The organism is Candidatus Saccharibacteria bacterium oral taxon 488 (assembly GCA_013099195.1).
Lineage (GTDB): Bacteria > Patescibacteriota > Saccharimonadia > Saccharimonadales > Saccharimonadaceae > Nanosynbacter.
In genome coordinates this window covers 448697-465566 of sequence record CP039999.1, presented here as the reverse complement: position 1 = coordinate 465566, position 16870 = coordinate 448697, and the positions used below count along the sequence as shown (strand labels likewise).

At 51.7% G+C, this 16870-nt stretch carries 17 protein-coding genes and 3 tRNA genes; 14 read left to right on the top strand and 6 right to left on the bottom strand.

The window, feature by feature from the left end; all coding sequences use genetic code 11:
- Positions 1–18: 18 nt before the first annotated feature.
- The 5 genes from typA to FBF28_02450 all read right to left on the bottom strand — a co-directional run bounded on the left by typA (position 19) and on the right by FBF28_02450 (position 4122).
- Entirely contained in the window at positions 19–1842 is a 1824-nt protein-coding gene (gene typA, locus FBF28_02470; protein ID QJU08420.1) for a translational GTPase TypA, read from the bottom strand.
- A 115-nt stretch (positions 1843–1957) separates the two neighbouring features.
- On the bottom strand, positions 1958–2542 hold the full coding sequence (locus FBF28_02465; GenBank protein ID QJU08419.1) for an oligoribonuclease: 585 nt from the start codon (positions 2540–2542) through the stop codon (positions 1958–1960).
- A gap of 849 nt (positions 2543–3391) precedes the next feature.
- Positions 3392–3928 carry a hypothetical protein gene (locus FBF28_02460; protein QJU08418.1) on the bottom strand — a complete coding sequence of 179 codons (537 nt, stop codon included), beginning with the start codon at positions 3926–3928 and terminating at the stop codon, positions 3392–3394.
- An 18-nt stretch (positions 3929–3946) separates the two neighbouring features.
- Positions 3947–4023, bottom strand: a tRNA-Val gene (locus tag FBF28_02455).
- A gap of 14 nt (positions 4024–4037) precedes the next feature.
- Positions 4038–4122: transfer RNA gene (locus FBF28_02450), tRNA-Leu, on the bottom strand.
- Positions 4123–4261: 139 nt separating this feature from the next.
- Here FBF28_02450 and FBF28_02445 point away from each other — a divergent pair.
- From FBF28_02445 to FBF28_02395, 11 genes are all read left to right on the top strand, one after another.
- On the top strand, positions 4262–5866 hold the full coding sequence (locus tag FBF28_02445) for an FAD-binding oxidoreductase (GenBank protein QJU08417.1): 1605 nt from the start codon (positions 4262–4264) through the stop codon (positions 5864–5866).
- A gap of 60 nt (positions 5867–5926) precedes the next feature.
- Positions 5927–6013 (top strand) — tRNA-Leu (locus FBF28_02440).
- A gap of 83 nt (positions 6014–6096) precedes the next feature.
- A complete protein-coding gene (locus FBF28_02435; GenBank protein ID QJU08416.1) occupies positions 6097–6837 on the top strand; it encodes a helix-turn-helix transcriptional regulator in 741 nt (246 codons plus the stop codon).
- A 67-nt stretch (positions 6838–6904) separates the two neighbouring features.
- The gene (locus FBF28_02430; GenBank protein QJU08415.1) at positions 6905–7279 is read left to right on the top strand and encodes a glyoxalase; all 375 of its coding nucleotides are present in this window, start codon (positions 6905–6907) and stop codon (positions 7277–7279) included.
- A 2-nt stretch (positions 7280–7281) separates the two neighbouring features.
- Positions 7282–7560, top strand: a complete 279-nt coding sequence (locus FBF28_02425; protein ID QJU08414.1) for a DUF1905 domain-containing protein — start codon at positions 7282–7284, stop codon at positions 7558–7560.
- A gap of 83 nt (positions 7561–7643) precedes the next feature.
- Complete coding sequence (locus tag FBF28_02420) at positions 7644–8171, top strand: RNA methyltransferase (GenBank protein QJU08413.1); 528 nt, start codon at positions 7644–7646, stop codon at positions 8169–8171.
- A 63-nt stretch (positions 8172–8234) separates the two neighbouring features.
- Positions 8235–9572 (top strand): histidine--tRNA ligase, encoded by a 1338-nt coding sequence (locus tag FBF28_02415; GenBank protein ID QJU08412.1) that lies wholly within the window; start codon positions 8235–8237, stop codon positions 9570–9572.
- A gap of 26 nt (positions 9573–9598) precedes the next feature.
- A complete protein-coding gene (tig, locus tag FBF28_02410) occupies positions 9599–10885 on the top strand; it encodes a trigger factor (GenBank protein QJU08411.1) in 1287 nt (428 codons plus the stop codon).
- Between the two features lie 349 nt (positions 10886–11234).
- Positions 11235–12362 (top strand): hypothetical protein, encoded by a 1128-nt coding sequence (locus FBF28_02405; protein QJU08410.1) that lies wholly within the window; start codon positions 11235–11237, stop codon positions 12360–12362.
- A 51-nt stretch (positions 12363–12413) separates the two neighbouring features.
- Positions 12414–13013 carry an ATP-dependent Clp protease proteolytic subunit gene (locus FBF28_02400; protein QJU08409.1) on the top strand — a complete coding sequence of 200 codons (600 nt, stop codon included), beginning with the start codon at positions 12414–12416 and terminating at the stop codon, positions 13011–13013.
- A 127-nt stretch (positions 13014–13140) separates the two neighbouring features.
- Positions 13141–14079 (top strand): thymidylate synthase, encoded by a 939-nt coding sequence (locus FBF28_02395; GenBank protein QJU08408.1) that lies wholly within the window; start codon positions 13141–13143, stop codon positions 14077–14079.
- A 60-nt stretch (positions 14080–14139) separates the two neighbouring features.
- Here FBF28_02395 and FBF28_02390 read toward each other — a convergent pair whose 3' ends face one another.
- Positions 14140–14637, bottom strand: a complete 498-nt coding sequence (locus tag FBF28_02390; GenBank protein QJU08407.1) for a dihydrofolate reductase — start codon at positions 14635–14637, stop codon at positions 14140–14142.
- A 113-nt stretch (positions 14638–14750) separates the two neighbouring features.
- On the opposite strand from FBF28_02390, the gene dcd reads away from it, so the two are divergent.
- From dcd to FBF28_02375, 3 genes are read left to right on the top strand one after another with little or no spacing between them, the layout of a single operon-like run.
- Positions 14751–15470: a dCTP deaminase gene (gene dcd, locus FBF28_02385; protein QJU08406.1), complete on the top strand. Its 720-nt coding sequence runs from the start codon at positions 14751–14753 to the stop codon at positions 15468–15470.
- On the top strand, positions 15467–16114 hold the full coding sequence (gene tmk, locus FBF28_02380) for a dTMP kinase (protein ID QJU08405.1): 648 nt from the start codon (positions 15467–15469) through the stop codon (positions 16112–16114). Before dcd ends, tmk begins: the two co-directional genes overlap by 4 nt.
- A gap of 25 nt (positions 16115–16139) precedes the next feature.
- Positions 16140–16802 carry a hypothetical protein gene (locus FBF28_02375; GenBank protein QJU08404.1) on the top strand — a complete coding sequence of 221 codons (663 nt, stop codon included), beginning with the start codon at positions 16140–16142 and terminating at the stop codon, positions 16800–16802.
- Positions 16803–16870: the final 68 nt, after the last annotated feature.

Sequence of the window (16870 nt, the reverse complement as noted above, 5' to 3'; positions counted from 1 at the left end):
TTTGTCGGGGTAGGTGATCTACCGCTTGGCGGCGCGTTTTCGCTCATTAGCGTCGAGGAAGCGTTTGCGCAGGCGCAGGGATTTTGGCGTCACCTCCAGCAGCTCGTCGTCCTCGATAAAGTCGATGCATTGCTCCAGGCTGAACTGTGTAAATGGCGTCAGTTGCACTGTGCCATCGGACGATTTGGAGCGCATGTTGGTCAGGTGCTTAGCCTTGCAGACATTAATTTCGATGTCTTCTTGGCGGTTATAAATACCGACGATCATCCCGGCGTAGACTTCCGTGCCTGGCCCGACCAAGAGCTCGCCGCGCGCTTCGGCCGCCTGCAGTGCATACGGCGTGGTGGTGCCAGCTTCAAAGGCGATGAGCACGCCGCCGCGGGTCTTTGGTAATTTACCGCCCAGCGGTTGATAGCCATGTGGCAGGGAATTCATGATCACGGTGCCTTTGGTAGCGGTCAACAGCACGTTGCGCAGGCCAATCAACGCCCTGGTCGGCAGTACATAGGTCATACGGGTAGCGCCACTAGCGGTGGTTTCTTGCGATTTCATCTCAGCATGGCGCGCACCCAACTCCTGGCTGATCGCGCCGATAAATTCGCTGCTAATTTCGATTTGTAATTCTTCAATCGGCTCTTTTTCGACGCCGTCCTCGGTGATGGTGACCACTTGCGGCCGGCCAACTTCAAACTCAAAGCCTTCGCGCCGCATGGTCTCGATCAAGACGCTGAGGTGTAGTTCGCCGCGGCCAGACACCGTAAAGCCGATGCCGTTTTCTTCGACGCGTAGCGCTACGTTGGTTTCCAGTTCCCGTCGCAATCGGTCGCCAATTTGCCGCGAGGTGGTAAATTCGCCCTCGCGCCCTTTCATTGGGCTGGTGTTCGGACCCAGGTACATGCTCAGCGTCGGCGCTTCAATGGCAATCGCCGGCAAGGCTTCCGGCTGTTCTTTGTCGGCAATGGTATCGCCAATGTGCGCTTCAGCTACGCCAACCAACGCCACGATGTCGCCAGCAAACGCCTCGTCAAGCTCTTCGCGGTTCAGCCCGCGGTAGCCAAAAACTTTCTCGATTCGTGCTGAGCCTGACATCTCGCCGTGCTTCAGCAAACTGACTGCTAGGCCGCGCTTGACCGACCCGCGAGCGATCCGCCCGATGGCATATTTACCTTGGAAGGTATCGTACTGCAAACTGGTCACCAGCATCTGAAACCCGCCGTCAGTTGTGACGCTCGGCGCCGGGATATCATTGATAATCGCTTCAAAAATTGGCGTGAGATCAGCGTTTTCGCTCGGGTCAGCAGGAATCTCCCGCCACGCTTTGCCATCGCGCCCGATAGCGTAATAAATCGGATAATGCAGTTGACTATCATCGGTCGCTAGCTCCAAAAACAGATCGCTCAGCTCGTCTTCAACTTCAGCAATCCGCCTGGCTGGCTTGTCAATTTTATTAATCACCACCACTGGCTTCAAGCCCAGTTCTAGCGCCTTGCTCAGCACAAACTTCGTCTGCGGCATTGGTCCTTCCTGCGCATCAACGATCAGTAAGACGCCGTCCGCCATCTGCAAAGTCCGCTCGACTTCGCCTGAAAAGTCAGCGTGTCCCGGCGTGTCGATGATGTTAATTTTATAATCACCGTAAAAAATCGAGGTTTGTTTGGCGGTGATGGTGATACCGCGTTCGTGTTCCTGATCGCCCGAATCCATGATCAATTCTTGGCTCATCTCAGCCTGATTGTCGCGGAATGTGCGCGACTGTTTGAGCAGCCCATCAACCATGGTCGTCTTGCCGTGATCGACGTGGGCAATAATGGCAATATTTCGAATCTTGCTAGCGTCCTTCATAAAAATATGGTCTGATGTTAACGCAGACCTTCCTTTGGTGATTAATTGTAGCACAGATGGGCGGAGATGAGAAGGTTGGTTGGCTGAATTATCAGTGGTTGTACCTATCTTTTATCTAAGTATCGTGTAACATTTCTTGCGGCACAAACCGCTCTTTATACTTCCCAGCTAATAAAATCGCTTCCCTCACATCGCCGAGCGCACGGTGGTTGTGGCTGTTAGTTCGTCGATATCGCCCCTGGCTCGTCCAAGCATCGGCTATTTCCTCGAGGCAACGCACGTCAAGTTGCCGGAATCCCAAACGCTCGTATAGTGCGGGCATGCGCTTTGCGAGGATCTCGCGATCACATTGCAGATAATAGCCGCAGTGAATCAAAACAGCATCATCTGCGGTTTGCTGTAGCCAATTGAGCGCTTGCTTTTCGAGTGCGGCCTCGTTATATGTTGACGCGGAGACATCGTTCAGTAGACCATTTTGTGTGTGCATATCGACAACTGATTCAGACATAGAATGCCCAGAGAAGTCATCGGGCTTGCAGGTCAAAGAAAACGGCTCGCCAATTTGCTCCAACTGGCGGTTGGTGATAATCGCCGCGACTTCAAGTACCCGCGCCGTATCAACATCGGTCGTCGTATATTCCAAATCCATCCAGACAAAGAGGCCGGGTGGAGGCGGGTCGTATTCGGTGTTGGTGTTCATGGTAATAGTATAACACTGGATTACGTTTGTGGTGGAGGTGGAGGAGTCTCTAGGGCTGTTGCTATGTGACAGACAGGTATACTCAAGTGGCAGTAACCTCTTAAGCAGCCTCTATTAACCACCATGATGGTCTATTTAATCATTCGGTTTCTGATAGGATAGCATTGACAGTCTCAAAAAACCTTCGACTCACATCGTGTCGATCTACCTCGGGTTCATGTCGAATAACGCGAATCATGTCTGCGCCAAGCTCTGGACCAAACCGAGCTAGCAGAGCACCCTCTGGGTCTGATCGTTGAAGTCTGATGTTTCTGGCTACTCCTCTGCAGGAAATTCTCATGTAGACGTCATGGTCTGGTGTCGCGTCAAAGACCGTTACTTCCATGTCACCCTTTGAATATGCTGCCTTAACAGGGAGCTTTCGACCAGGTGAGCCATGCTTTGCCGTTTCTAAATCCTGCACTACCACTTCACGCCACTCCTTTTGAGCCCCATCTGCACCCGCCTCGCCCTTCGGCTGCTGATCTTCCAGTCATTCTTGCTCTAGTGGTCGGGGTGATGAACGCCATTGTTCCTTCATACTGCTTTTTAATATAGCACAGGCGTTCGAAAATTAGTAGGATGGATCGGATTTGACCCGCCCCACATATATGGTATCATATGACTATGTGGGGGATGCTCTCTGGGAGTATGTAATTTCGAATACCTTGATTGATAAGACGGTTATATTGTAGCACTAGGCCGATCACGAGTATAGTTATCCTCTTAAATATAAAATTTACCATGAGTGAGAGAAAATAAAAAGAGTAGGGGGATTGTATTTAATAGCTAGTTTTGACCATAGGACCTTTAATAGATGGTCACAGACTGTTCATTAAGCTGATCTTCGGAAAAATGCATTAATCTGGTCTTGTCGTCGGTCCTATGTAAAATATCTGGATTTTCCATCACTATACCTAGGGCTTGAATTGCCATCTTAATGTGTATCGGGTCTATGCTCAGTCTTTGATGAGCTAATTCTGGTACTCTTTTGTTTCTTGTTTCAGCTATTAGCAGGGTGGGGCAATCAGGTATATTGTCGGATGGGGGTATACATATTCCATAGGCGGGCTCTACTCGTGTAAAATAATTTGGAACTACGCCGCTTTGGCTGGAGCTTTGATTAAAACTTATCCCCCAACTCTTACGCTCTAATGGTAGCGGCTTGTTTTCCTCAAGATACTTACAGTATATATCCGTGTGATGGTTTTCAGGAGACACTATTATGTGTCCTATTGGCTCTCCGTCGGGGGATAATTTTCGTGAAAATATAACCAGACCAGACGGATGAGGTTCGGTTTCCATTTCTATGTCAAGACGGGTCGATGTAACGTAAAAAGATTCCATATTCATATCAATATTAAATGGTGGGAAATACAGGGCTCGAACCTGTGACCTCACGAATGTGAATCGTGCGCTCTAGCCAACTGAGCTAATCTCCCATAAAATAAAACCTTGGTGCGGATGAAAGGACTTGAACCTTCACGCCGTGAGGCACATGCTCCTAAGGCATGCGTGTCTACCAATTCCACCACATCCGCATAGCTAACTGTCAAAGACGCGCACGGTACTTTCAGGCGCATCCACCCCTCAATTATACACAACCCGTCGCCCTCGAGCAATACACTTTACGCCCCACTTCGACCGTGCTATCATGAAACTAACAGAAAAAGGGGGACTATGAATAAGGTTGCGACGTATTTGAATGAACATCTGACGGGTGAAGTGGTGATGCATGACGGTGCTTTGGCGGATGCGCAGCGGGACGGGAGCGTGCTGGCGCGGCAGCCGGAGTTGATCGCACGAGTGGCGGACACGAGTGATGTGCGCAAGGTTTTGCGGTTTTGTTCGCAGCTGGCGGAGAAGGGTCACGTCCTGCCGGTGTATGCGCGCGGACATGGCACGGATAGTACGGGCGCGGCGATCGGGCGCGGTATCGCCATCGACATGGCGGCACACATGCATAATGTCGTCGGAATTGATGCTAAGCAGCAGCTAATTCACCTCCAGTCGGGTATTTCTCATAGAGCAGCGCAAGCGGTGCTGTCAACGCATAAGGGTTTGGGTCTGCCGGAAATTTCATTGACGGGTGAGGACGGCACGATTGGCGGTGCGATTAGTACTGAGGCGACCGGCATGCTGTCCTCGGCGTACGGTCTATTGAGTCAGTCAATTCACCAGATGGAAGTTGTCTTATCAAGTGGCGATATCGTGCAGACTGGCCGGCTGTCAAAGCGCGAGCTGAGCAAGAAAAAGGGCCTGGCAACATTTGAGGGCGAATTGTACCGGCAGCTGGATAATTTGATAACGGATAATGAAGCGCTGATTGCTCGGATTGATGCTAGCGCGCCAGAGATGGCCGGCTTTTCGAGTATCGCCCAGGTGCGGCAGCGCGATGGTTCGTTTGACCTCACGCCGCTGTTTGTCGGCGCTCAAGGCAGCCTCGGTATTATCGGCGAGCTAATTATGAAGGCTGACTTCATCCATCCAGAACTGACCGTAGTGAGCGCCGCGTATAGTTCAATGAATGCAGCGCAGGCGGCGGTTGACACGGCGCTGCAAGCGGGCGCCTCGACGGTCGAGCTGATCGACGGGCGACTCTTTTCGCGGGCAGCGGCGCAGGGTAAAAAACTAGCATGGGCGCCAAAAGAATGCTATCGCGGTGGCGTGGTGGTGGCGCTCTTTCACGCGTTTTCGGACCGGGCGCGCAACAAGGCCACCAAAAAGCTACTGCGCGCGCTTCGCGGTGGTACAGCCGTGCAGGTTGAGCTACGCGATATGGAAATGAAAGAGGCATTTACGCTGCATTCAGTGCTGACTCTGGCGGAGCATCCCGCCGATGAGCACGGTGTCGTGCCGCAGGTATTCTCGGGGATGTGGCTGCCGGGCGTGCAGCTGGACGGCTTTATCAAGTCGATGCGCGCACTCGAGAAAGAGTATGGCGTGGCCATGCCGCTGTTTATTGACGCGACGACTGGTATGATCAATAGCTATCCGGTATTCTCGAGCAAAAAGGTCAGTGACCGCCAACGTATCCTCAAACTCTGCTCGGATATGGCGCGGATCGTGACTAGCCATGAAGGGTCGTTTGCGGGATTTGGCGGCGAGGGTCGGCTCAAGGCGGCATTTGTTCAGCCAACGCTCACACCCGAGGAGCGTGATCTGTATGCAAAAATCAAGCATATCTTTGATCCAAAAGGCATCCTCGCGCCAGGCATCAAGACTGCCGTGCCGATGAAGCAGCTGGCAGAAGAGTTAAATGCTTGGTGCCGGCTGGCGGGCTGAAACGGCTAGGCAAACTCCTTGCGGAGGAGCGGCCGGTCGTGTATAATACTCGGTAGTCACGCGGATGTGGCGGAATTGGTAGACGCGCTAGCTTCAGGTGCTAGTGTACGCAAGTACGTGAAGGTTCAAGTCCTTTCATCCGCACCAAGGTGGCAGAGTTACGAAAATTACCGCTCATTTGGGCGGTTTTTTGCCTAGAGCTTATGGTTTATTTTGGGTATAATACGATTATGTATATACCCACTCAGAATGGGATAGAAAAAGTGGTGCATTCGGTACGATATACCGAGGCAGCACCGCCAGACACGTTAGCGGAATTAGTGCATTGTTTTTGGTGGCTACAGACTGATATGTTGCTACCGAGCGATTTTCATTACCATGTGCTGCCCGATGCTTGTGTGGATATCGTGTTTGACTTATCATCTCGTCGGATAGCGACGATTATGACACCATATACCACATCTACTACGTTAAATCTCGGTAAATCATTCCGTTATGTCGGCATACGGCTGTTGCCGGGTGTGTGGCGGGACGATATAGCAAATGTCGTGGGCGGCCACGTTGATGTGTCACAGATAGGAACTCAGCAGATAGCTGAAGTTTATGACCGTCTATGTGGGCGGTCATCTTTCGCCCAACAAAAGGTGCTGGTGCAATTTACTAAGAATCTAACTGCTGAAAATGTGATAGCACCAAACAAATATATTACGATGATTCTTGATCAGTTAGATACTATACATACCGTAGCGGATATGGCGCATGTAGTAAATCTATCGCCTCGGCAGCTTCAGCGTATTTTTAAGCAAATGATAGGTTTTTCTCCGCACGATTTTCTTAAAGTTGTTCGATTACAACAATCATTCAACCAGCATTATCTCACAATATATACCGACCAATCGCACTTTATCCGCTCGTTTCGGAGAATTACTGGCTATACACCGAAAAGCTACGCAGGAACATTTGATGTCTGATTTTTACAATACATTAAACTTTCACCAGGGTATAATTTAAGTGGTAAATCTATAATAAGGAGATAACATGAAAGCAATGTATCCAATTACCATCACGGCCAAATTGAATGAATGTAAGGAATTCTATGTAGGCATATTTGGCTTTAGCGTGGTGTTTGAGGCAGACTGGTATATACAGCTTTTGCACCAACCGAGCGGTGTAGAATTAGCTTTTATGAAGCCAGGACTCGACAATCAGCCTGCTCAACTACATGCTGAGTTTGACGGTAAGGGTATTATTTATAGCTTTGAAGTCGATGATGCAGAGAGTGAATACGAGCGTGTGCAAAAAACCTCGGCTGAGATATACCATCCGCTGACCACCGAAGAATGGGGACAGACTCATTTTATGGTGACTGACCCTGCTGGTGTGACAGTTGACATAGTGGAGCAGGCAAAATAGCAATGGCAAAACCATATGTATTTACAGCCGAAGTGTGCTTGTTTCCACAAGCTGGTGGCTGGCATTATGTTGCTGTGCCTCAAGAATTCACTGACGAACTCAAGCCACTCGCAGTGAGGGGTTTAGTGGCGGTGAAGGCGACGGTTGGCAGCTCATCATGGCATACCTCGCTACTGCCAATGGGTGACGGCTCGCAGTTTCTGGCGCTACCCGCGAAAGTCCGCCAGAAAGAGCAGATCACCATCGGCGATGTGATCGAGGTGTCGTTTGTTGTGAGATAATGTGGAAGCTTGAGTGTGAACCGCATTCCTCATGATGATAAGATTTTTGTCTCTTTTGCCTGGCGTTTGCTACAATAACAGAGATGCAAGATACGCGAAATGTGATTGACAAATTCAAAGGTCAGAGCGAGGCGGAGATTATAAAAGAGCTGGACGCCAAGGATCATGGCTTGGTGATTGCTCTGGAGAACACCGAGCGGGATTTTAATATGGGGACGATCGTCAGGAGTGCCAATGCGTTTGGCGTGCGGCAGATTTATGTCATCGGGCGGCGGCAGTGGAACAAGCGCGGCGCCATGATGACGGATAAATATTTGCACGTGCATTATGTTGGTTCGACAGCGGAGTTTGTTGAGTTAATGCGGTCTGAAGGCAGGATAATCATCGCGATTGATAATATCCCGGGCAGTATCAATATGTCGGAGACGACCTTGCCGAAGCGCGTGGTGCTGGTGTTTGGCCAGGAAGGGCCGGGCATTTCCGAGGAGATGGCGCAGGCGGCGGACAAGATGGTTGCCATTGAGCAATTTGGCTCAACCCGCTCCATCAACGTCGGCGCGGCAGCGACTGTGGCGATGTATTGCTGGTTGCAGCAGCATGTGCTCGGTTGATATCCGACGCTGCCCCGGGTGTTATTGAAAAATTCGCCCCACTATGCCACAATAAAAGCAACCATGAGCAATTTATCGACCCAGAGTTATAAGGGCGCGCGCGATTATTTCCCGGAGGACAAGCGCCTGCAGAATTATATTTTCAAGGTGTGGCACGCCACGGCGCAGAGTTTTGGGTATGAGGAGTACGGTGCACCCTTGCTCGAGCCGCTGGATATTTACACCGCCAAGTCGGGGCAGGAATTAGCGGGCGAGCAGACGTATCTATTTACCGATCGTGGTGGTCGTCAGGTGGCAATTCGCCCAGAGATGACGCCGTCGATTTCCCGCATAGTGGCCGGTCGGCGCCAGGAACTGGCCATGCCGGCCCGGCTCTATTCTATCGCTAATTTCATGCGCTACGAACGGCCGCAGCGCGGACGGGAGCGCGAGTTTTGGCAGCTGAACGCCGACCTGTTTGGTGCGGAAGGGCCGTGGGCGGACGCGGAGATCATCGAGTTTGGCTACCGCAGCATCATGAACTTTGGTGCGCGCGAAGACATGTTTACGGTGCGGGTGAATAATCGCCAGCTGATCAATCAGTTGATGAGCGGGTTTCTCGGTCTCGATGTGATCGGCGCCCAGATGATGACGCGGCTACTTGATCGAAAGAATAAGATTTCGCCGGAAGCTTTCCGCGAGCAAGCCATCGAGATTTTTGGCTCAGAAGAGGCCAAGGCGGGCCTGCCAAAGTTGGCGCAGCTAATTAGTATGCGCAGCGTCGACGATCTGCCGGAGGAGCTAGCCGATAGTCCGAGTGTCCAGCAGCTTCGCCAGGTGATGACCTTGCTGTGTCAGAAGGGCATCGGCAATGCGATGTTCGACGTGACGCTGATGCGCGGGCTGGATTATTATACTGGCACGGTGTTTGAGTTTTTCGACAATTCGCCGGAAAATAATCGAGCGCTGTTTGGCGGCGGGCGTTATGATGGGCTGGTTGGGCTGTTCGGTGTCGAGCCGGTCGCCACGGTCGGCGTGGGGCTCGGTGCGACGACCATGCAGCAGTTTCTCGAGGTGCACGAGTTGCTGCCAAAATTAACGACGCACACTGATGTGTATATCATCGCGGTGGATCCGGCGCTACTGGAGGGGGCTGATGCGTTGGCGCGATCACTGCGCAGTGAGGGAGTGCGGGCCGAGTTAGATTTCAGCGGGCGTAAGCTAGACAGGCAGCTGAAAACCGCACTGAAAAAGAATATTCCATTCGTAGCGTTTATTGGTGAGGAAGAAGTCGCTTCGGGCGTTTATACGATCAAGAATCTCATCGAGTCAACCGAGCAAAAAGTCAGCCTCGAGCGCATGATCAGTGTAGTTAAGGATCGGCGCTACGACGGTGATGACGACGCGGCGTTTGAGATTTAGCGTTACCCCTGTTATAATAGGTAGTCATGAAGACGACTGTAAAGAAACTATCAGATACCAAGGTTTGTTTGACGATTACGCTGGGAGCGGACGAGCTGAATGCGGCTGAACAGGTGGCGCTGACCAAGATGGCGCGCGACCTCAAGGTGCCGGGATTTCGTAAGGGTAAAGTACCGGTCAGCGTGGCTGCTAAGCACGTCAATCCAATGGTGCTCCAGGAGCAGGTGCTAGACAACGCGCTGTCCAAGGCGGTCGCCGAGGCCTTTATGAACGAGAAGCTGCAGGCGCTAGAGCGGCCGAGCGTTGAGGTCAAGAAATTTGTCCCCAATCAAGAAGTCGAGTTCACCGCCGAGGCGACCGTTGTGCCGCCGGTCAAATTAGGTGATTACAAAAAGCTCAAGGCTAAGCCTCAGGCCGTCAAGGTTGATGCCAAGGACGTCGACGAAATCATCGAGCGAATGCAGCAGAATTTTGTCGATAAAGCCGAGGTCAAGCGTGCGGCTCAAGAAGGTGATGAGGCGATCATCGACTTTGTCGGCAAGAAAGACGGCGTGGCGTTTGACGGCGGTTCGGCCAAGGACTTTGCCCTGAAGCTGGGCGGTGGTCAGTTTATCCCCGGTTTTGAAGAGGGCGTGGTTGGTCACAAGGCCGGCGAGACATTTGAGCTTGATCTCGAATTTCCGAAGGATTACCATGCTGAAAATCTGGCCGGTGCCAAGGTAGTGTTTAGTGTGACGCTGCACAAAGTAAATGAGCTGAAGTTACCGGAACTTAATGATGAATTTGCCGCCAAATGCGGCCCGTTCACCGACATCAAAGAGCTCAAGGCGGACATCAAGCGCGAGATTACTGCGCAAAAAGAGCGCGAGGCCAAGGAGAAGCTCAAGGATGAGCTGGTGGCGGAATTGGCGGATAGCTCCAAGGTGGCGCTGCCAGAGCTATTGATCGACGATCAGATGCGGTCAATTGAACAAGATCTGATGCAGAATTTGTCATATCGCGGCCTGACAATGGACTCGTATCTAAAGACGCAAGGCTTCAAGGATAAAGCCGACTGGCAGAAAAAAGAGGCTCGCCCGGCGGCCGAAAAACGGGTCAAGGCTGGCCTGGTCTTGGCTGAGCTATCGAAGGAGCTGGGCGTAGAGGTTAGCCGCGAGGAGCTCGATGCGCAAATTTCCACCTTCAAGCAGCAATACGGTAAGGACGCCAAGCTGGCCGCGCGGTTCGATGATCCAAACGTCCACCGTGACATCGCCAATCGGATGATCACCGACAAGACGATCGACAAGCTGGTTGAGCTGAATAGTAAATAGCGACGACATAGCAATAAAATAATCTGAAGCAGGGGATGGCAAAAGGGCCGCCCCTGTTTTATTGACAAACCTACAATTAGCTGGTATAATGGCAAAATATGTGTGAATCCTCAAAGTCTGAGCGTCCAGAGTTGGAGTCTGGGCATTTCCAAGAGACAGACGGGAGCGGCAAGAAGGTTAGCCGTCGCAGTTTTTGGGAGGTATGGCACTTGGTGCTGGATGCTTGGGCGCTGGAACTCTTATCGGTGAGGCTATAAAAAATCTAGGATCAGAACAAAGTCAAAATATACCGATACAGCGCAATAACGAGCGAAAAGCTCCGCCGCTGGGCTCGCTAAGTGTTGTCGTTGTGCAATTATTGCCAGAAAACGCCGAGCCGCATCAAGGCATTGAAAAAATTAGTTCTGGGGTACGAGATGCTCTTGGGCGTATCGCGCTAACGACTAGCCATCTATACCTTAATGTGCGGTTCACCCGGGATGGTCACTCGCCTGATACAACACGAATAACTGAGGATGGTAAACAACCTGCCTATAGTCAGCGTCTGCTTCAACTGATTGGCCAGGCTCATGCTCGTGAAGAAAGTGATATGGCACTGGTTATCGTCGATTCTGCTGATACAGAAAAGGACTACTACGCTGGTCTAACCGTGTACGACGATAAATATCCTCCAGTTGCATTTGTGCGCGACGTGGGTGGCGTGTCCATTGGTACGATTGCACACGAATTAGGACATATGCTTGCTCCAGAGGGTGTCAAGCGCGGTCTTGGTCATGCCTGGGCCCTGCAGTCGTGGGTAAGGCAAGATGGTGATAAGGAGGTAAAAGATTGGCGCCATAGTCCCCATGTTGCTCCTATTCAGGACATTATCGCCGCGGGGTATGGTCTGGAGAAGGATGACAGTGGAAAACCAAATCCCTATGCTTCACGATATAGCGTCATGGGAAATAGTGCATTATTTGATTCCATGGTAGATCCAACGATACCAATGTTCTCTTCCCCTGAGCTTGCCTTTCTCGATCCAACGCTGTCAATTCGCCATATCACAATGCCGTCGATGGGCACAGGCCAGATACCCATTAGCTACGGCGGGCCTGACCGAGCCGGTATTACTATAGACATCCCAGAGGATCATATACTACGCCAAATAGCTCCGAATGCAGATACACTTTTCATTGGCCCAATAGTCCGCTCAAAGCAGTGGAGTAACCCTATTGACCGGATGGGTGTCTTTGCGACATGGTCAGGAGGGCGTGATAGCGCCATATTAAATCCAAGTATATGGGATGAGAGTATTAAATATGGCGAGAATAGCTTTGAACACGTTGCGTATATTGATGAACAGCTCGGTATATTGGTCGCCGCTGGACAGCAATCGGGCCAGGTCTACGTCCGCTTAGTGCCGCTCCATACAGAGGAGGCTCAGGAGCTAATACGTGCGGGGCAAGAGCGGTTGATAAAAAGTCTCAATGTATAGAGTAGCGGGCGATCCTTTACAGTAGCAAGCTAGGCTTATATAATATTGTGTATGCAGAAAACAACATCGTATCTCATCCCCACCGTTATCGAAAAGTCAGCCGACGGCGAGCGGGCGTTTGATATTTATTCGCGGTTGCTCAATGAGCGGATTATTTTCCTCGGCGAGGAGGTTAACGAGCATACTGCCAACAGCGTGGTGGCGCAGCTACTGTACCTGGCGTACGTTGATCCAGAGGCGGACATCTCGCTCTATATCAATAGCCCGGGTGGCAGCGTGTATGATGGCATGGCGATTTACGACACCATGAATTTTATCAAGCCGGACGTGGCGACGTATGGTATTGGCCTGCAGGCCAGTATGGGTGCATTTTTGCTTAGTTCTGGCGCCAAAGGCAAGCGGTTTTGCCTGCCGCACGCCAAGGTGATGATTCACCAGCCGTCTTCTGGCACGCGCGGCAAGGTAACCGACATGGAAATTGACCTGAAGGAAACGCTGGAAGTGAAGGAGATGCTGGCGAAAATCATGGCCAAAAACACCGGCCAGAAGCTCTCCAAAGTCAAGGCTGACATGGAGCGCGACTACTGGATGAGCCCAGACGAGGCCGTGCAGTACGGGCTGGTGGATAAGGTATTGAGCAAGTTATCGTAGGCTCCAAGAAGCCCTCCGCGATTCATAAATGTATTCAATATGGCGTGACGTTGTGAAAACTACCGCTGGTTTTGCTTGTGGTTACGGTGGAATCTTGCCATAATTAAGGAAAGGCGAGGAGGGAAGTATGAGACAATATTTAGACGCTCTGCGGCAGGTTCGTGACAATGGCGTGAGAAAAGGCGACCGCACCGGTACTGGCACCACGGAAGTGTTCGGCGTGCAGACGCGGTATGATCTAACGGATGGCTTTCCGGCCATGACTACCAAGAAATTGTATTTCAACAGTGTGGCGCATGAGCTGCTGTGGTTTCTCAAAGGCACTGGCAACATTGAATATCTAGCGCAAAACGGCGTGCACATCTGGGACGAGTGGCCATACAAGAATTACTTGGAAAAAACCGGTCAGCACATCCCTGAGATCAATGGCGAGGAGTGGCGTGCTGGCATGAAGCAATTCATTGGGCGGATTGCGACTGACCACGCGTTTGCCGAGGAGTGGGGTAATTTGGGCCCAGTCTACGGCGTGCAGTGGCGCAAATGGCCCGATGGCAAGGGCGGGACGATTGACCAAGTCCACAACGCCATCGACATGATACAGAACAATCCGACGTCGCGGCGCAACATCGTCAGCGCCTGGAACGTGGCGGAAATTGACGACATTGTGCAATCTGGTGGTCTGCCGCCATGTCATACCATGTTCCAGTTTAATGTGCGGCCAGATGAAAATGGCGAGAAAGATAAACTGGATCTGGCGCTGACCCAGCGTTCGGCGGACATGTTCCTCGGCGTACCGTTTAATATCGCCAGCTACTCCCTGCTGCTGTCGATGATCGCCCAGGTGACTGATAAACAGCCCGGCGAATTCATCCACACGCTGAATAGCGCGCATATTTATAATAATCACCGCGCGCAGGTTGACGAGCAACTGTCGCGCCAGTCGCTGCCGCTACCGAAACTGTGGCTGAATCCTGACATTAAGAACATTGACAATTTCACCATTGATGATATTCGTCTAGAGGATTACGAACATCATCCACCGATCAAGGCGCCGATTGCGGTGTAGTGTGTTCGGACAATTTGTTGGCGCACTAAATTATCCAAAGGTGTTCGGAGTTGATCCCAGCTAAATTATTCTACGATACGTCACAAAATCAAAGTCGTACTTGTTCTCGGTGTCTGCGGGATGATGGACGCGGCTCACTTCCTGCCAGATGGCCATGTCAATTTCTGGGAAAAAGGTGTCGACATCCGGGAATGCGGCGTCAACCTCGGTGGCATAAATAGTGTCAATTTTGGGCATCTTCAGCGCCTCGCCATACACCCGCGCCCCGCCGATGATGAAGGTTTTGTAACGAGCTAGCGCTAGGGCGCTTTCTAGGTTCACTGCGGTGAGGACGCCCTTGACGCCTGTCGGCCGCGAAGAAATAACAATATTTTCACGTTCTGGCAGCGGGCGACAGCCGATCGACTCAAAGGTTTTTCGGCCCATGATGACGTCGCCGCCTTTGGTCAGCCGCTTGAAATTCGCCAAATCTGCTGGCAAGCTGCGACCCCACGGCAAATCGCCGCCCTGGCCGATAGCGCGGTTGGTATCATAGGCAACGATGATGGCTTTCTCCATACCCCCAGTCTAGCATGATGTAAAATTTACGAAAAGCTTGCCCGAGCGGGTAAATGTTGTCATAATAGAATCACTCGGGGGAGTGAGGTAAGATAAACAAGAGGAGGCGCGGCATGAGCGTGTATTCAAACCGGGAAATTTTGGCAGCGATCGAGGAGGGAACGATCGTCTGTACGCCATTTGATCCGGACAATGTGTCAGAGGCTAGCTTGGATTTTACGCTGGGACATTATTTTTATAAACAGGAATTTGACGATCAGTCAAGCGTCTATAATCCATTTGACGAAGCGGAGGTAGCGCGGTATTTCAAGGGGCCGCTGATGGCGATGCCGCATGCCGAGTGGTGCGAGCATAACGGCTTTACGCGGTTTCGTAATATTCCGGATGAGCATCCGATCATTGTACTGCGTCCTGGCGAGCGGATCTTGGCGCACACCCACGAGTTCGTGGGCATTCGGGCGCATGGCGGCGCAGCTGAGGTGAAAAGCCGCAGCTCGTGGGGCCGTAATGGTGTGGCGGTGTGTTTTGATGCCGGCTGGATCGACCCGGGCTATATCAATCGGATTACGCTCGAGATTTACAATTTGAACAAGCACGAAAGCGTGGTCTTGCCAGTTGGCGAGCGCATCGGGCAATTAATTTTTCACCAGACCGGGCCGGTGGACGGCGGTTACGCCGGCGGGCGTGGCGGCATGAGCGGCAAGTATCAGCACACCGACGATCTCGCCGAGCTTATCCATAGCTGGCGTCCAGAAACGATGCTGCCGCGGGCATTCAAGGATCGGCGTCATGCTCCGGCGATTATTAATGGCCTAGGCAAGGGTATCAAATGAGCCGTCCCGGTCGATACATCGTCATCGAAGGCAACGACGGCACCGGCAAGTCAACGCAAGTAGCCATGCTGGCGGATTATTTCCGGGAGCGCGGCCGTGTCGTGTGTGTGGTCGAAGAGCCAGGCAGTGACGATCCAGAAAAGTCGACGCCGGTAGCCAATGAACTGAGGCGCATTGTCAAAAATGGCAATCTAGTGCGCTCTAGCGAAATTAACCTAGCGTTATTTTCGGCGGCGCGGCGCGAGTTGTGGCGCGAAAAGATCCAGCCAGCCCTACAGCGCGGCGAGATCGTCCTCAGCGCGCGTAATTACATCTCGACACTGGCTTATCAGGGCTATGGCGACGGGCTGGATGCGGAGGAGATTATGCGGATGACGAAGCTATTTACCGACGAGCGATACCTGCAGCCGGACGCGATGGTGGTCTTGACACTCAGCGACGCCCAGCGCCAGCAGCGCATCGCGGAGCGCGGGCGCATCGCTCATCCTGATACATTTGAGTCGCGTGAGCAGTCGTTTCAGGACAGGGTTAACCACGCCTATGAGGCCATCGCCGCCGAGCGAAATATCCCGCTATTGTCAGCCACCGGCACGCCGAAGGAAGTGCACGCGCGGATTCTTGACAGCATTACTCGATACTTGTAGTATATTTTCATAAACAGGAGAGGACATGATCGAGACAGTTCGATTAAGTGGTGGTGATATTACCGATTCATTGTGTGATGAGCTACGCCACTTGTGGGTTGAGTCTCTCGTACATGTGAAGCCAGATATCAGCGCTTGCGAGACAAGGCGATTGTATCAATCTGAACAGTTTACGCCCGAAGTACTTCGGAGGCAAGCCGATCTTGCCGAGGGTGGTATCTATGTTGCGCTCGCAGATGCGTCAATCAAGGCGGCAGCAAGTGTAGGTCGAACCGACGCCTTAGGCTTGGCCTCAGATATTCCGGATGTACAGGATAATAATCTGATATATCTCGAGCGGTATGGGGCTAGAAATATGAAACGCTGGGATCTGTTTCGGGGACTGGTAAATGCGGTACTTAATCATGAGACTGGGCCAAATAGTCGGCCAACATATCTTGGTATGTATATTGACGAGCGGGCTCTACTACTACCGGGTCACGTCAAAGATATTAATCCGCAAAATCACCAAGTTAGCCGTATTGTCAAACGTGACTCGGTTGGCGGTGTCGCTGGTAATTATCGACTACATACGGCGCAACTTCAAACCGATGGAAGCTGGGAATGGTTAGCGACGATCACTGACGGTGAGCGTGCAGCTAGATTACTGGGTGAAGTGTGCCTTCGTTTAGAACTAGCCGCTGCTTAACAATAGTCAATTTTTCATTATTTTTCTCTTGCAATTCATCGTTCTATGCGTCATAATGTGTCACAGTG

Excerpts from the sequence above, each read along its gene's own strand:
- FBF28_02425 (QJU08414.1), top strand. The coding sequence starts at position 7,282 with ATGGCAAAACCATATGTATTTACAGCCGAAGTGTGCTTGTTTCCACAA.
- FBF28_02415 (QJU08412.1), top strand. The coding sequence starts at position 8,235 with ATGAGCAATTTATCGACCCAGAGTTATAAGGGCGCGCGCGATTATTTC.
- FBF28_02420 (QJU08413.1), top strand. The coding sequence starts at position 7,644 with ATGCAAGATACGCGAAATGTGATTGACAAATTCAAAGGTCAGAGCGAG.
- FBF28_02460 (QJU08418.1), bottom strand. The coding sequence starts at position 3,928 with ATGGAATCTTTTTACGTTACATCGACCCGTCTTGACATAGAAATGGAA.
- FBF28_02445 (QJU08417.1), top strand. The coding sequence starts at position 4,262 with ATGAATAAGGTTGCGACGTATTTGAATGAACATCTGACGGGTGAAGTG.
- FBF28_02430 (QJU08415.1), top strand. The coding sequence starts at position 6,905 with ATGAAAGCAATGTATCCAATTACCATCACGGCCAAATTGAATGAATGT.
- FBF28_02465 (QJU08419.1), bottom strand. The coding sequence starts at position 2,542 with ATGAACACCAACACCGAATACGACCCGCCTCCACCCGGCCTCTTTGTC.
- FBF28_02400 (QJU08409.1), top strand. The coding sequence starts at position 12,414 with ATGCAGAAAACAACATCGTATCTCATCCCCACCGTTATCGAAAAGTCA.
- FBF28_02375 (QJU08404.1), top strand. The coding sequence starts at position 16,140 with ATGATCGAGACAGTTCGATTAAGTGGTGGTGATATTACCGATTCATTG.
- dcd (QJU08406.1), top strand. The coding sequence starts at position 14,751 with ATGAGCGTGTATTCAAACCGGGAAATTTTGGCAGCGATCGAGGAGGGA.
- FBF28_02395 (QJU08408.1), top strand. The coding sequence starts at position 13,141 with ATGAGACAATATTTAGACGCTCTGCGGCAGGTTCGTGACAATGGCGTG.
- tmk (QJU08405.1), top strand. The coding sequence starts at position 15,467 with ATGAGCCGTCCCGGTCGATACATCGTCATCGAAGGCAACGACGGCACC.
- FBF28_02390 (QJU08407.1), bottom strand. The coding sequence starts at position 14,637 with ATGGAGAAAGCCATCATCGTTGCCTATGATACCAACCGCGCTATCGGC.
- typA (QJU08420.1), bottom strand. The coding sequence starts at position 1,842 with ATGAAGGACGCTAGCAAGATTCGAAATATTGCCATTATTGCCCACGTC.
- FBF28_02435 (QJU08416.1), top strand. The coding sequence starts at position 6,097 with ATGTATATACCCACTCAGAATGGGATAGAAAAAGTGGTGCATTCGGTA.
- tig (QJU08411.1), top strand. The coding sequence starts at position 9,599 with ATGAAGACGACTGTAAAGAAACTATCAGATACCAAGGTTTGTTTGACG.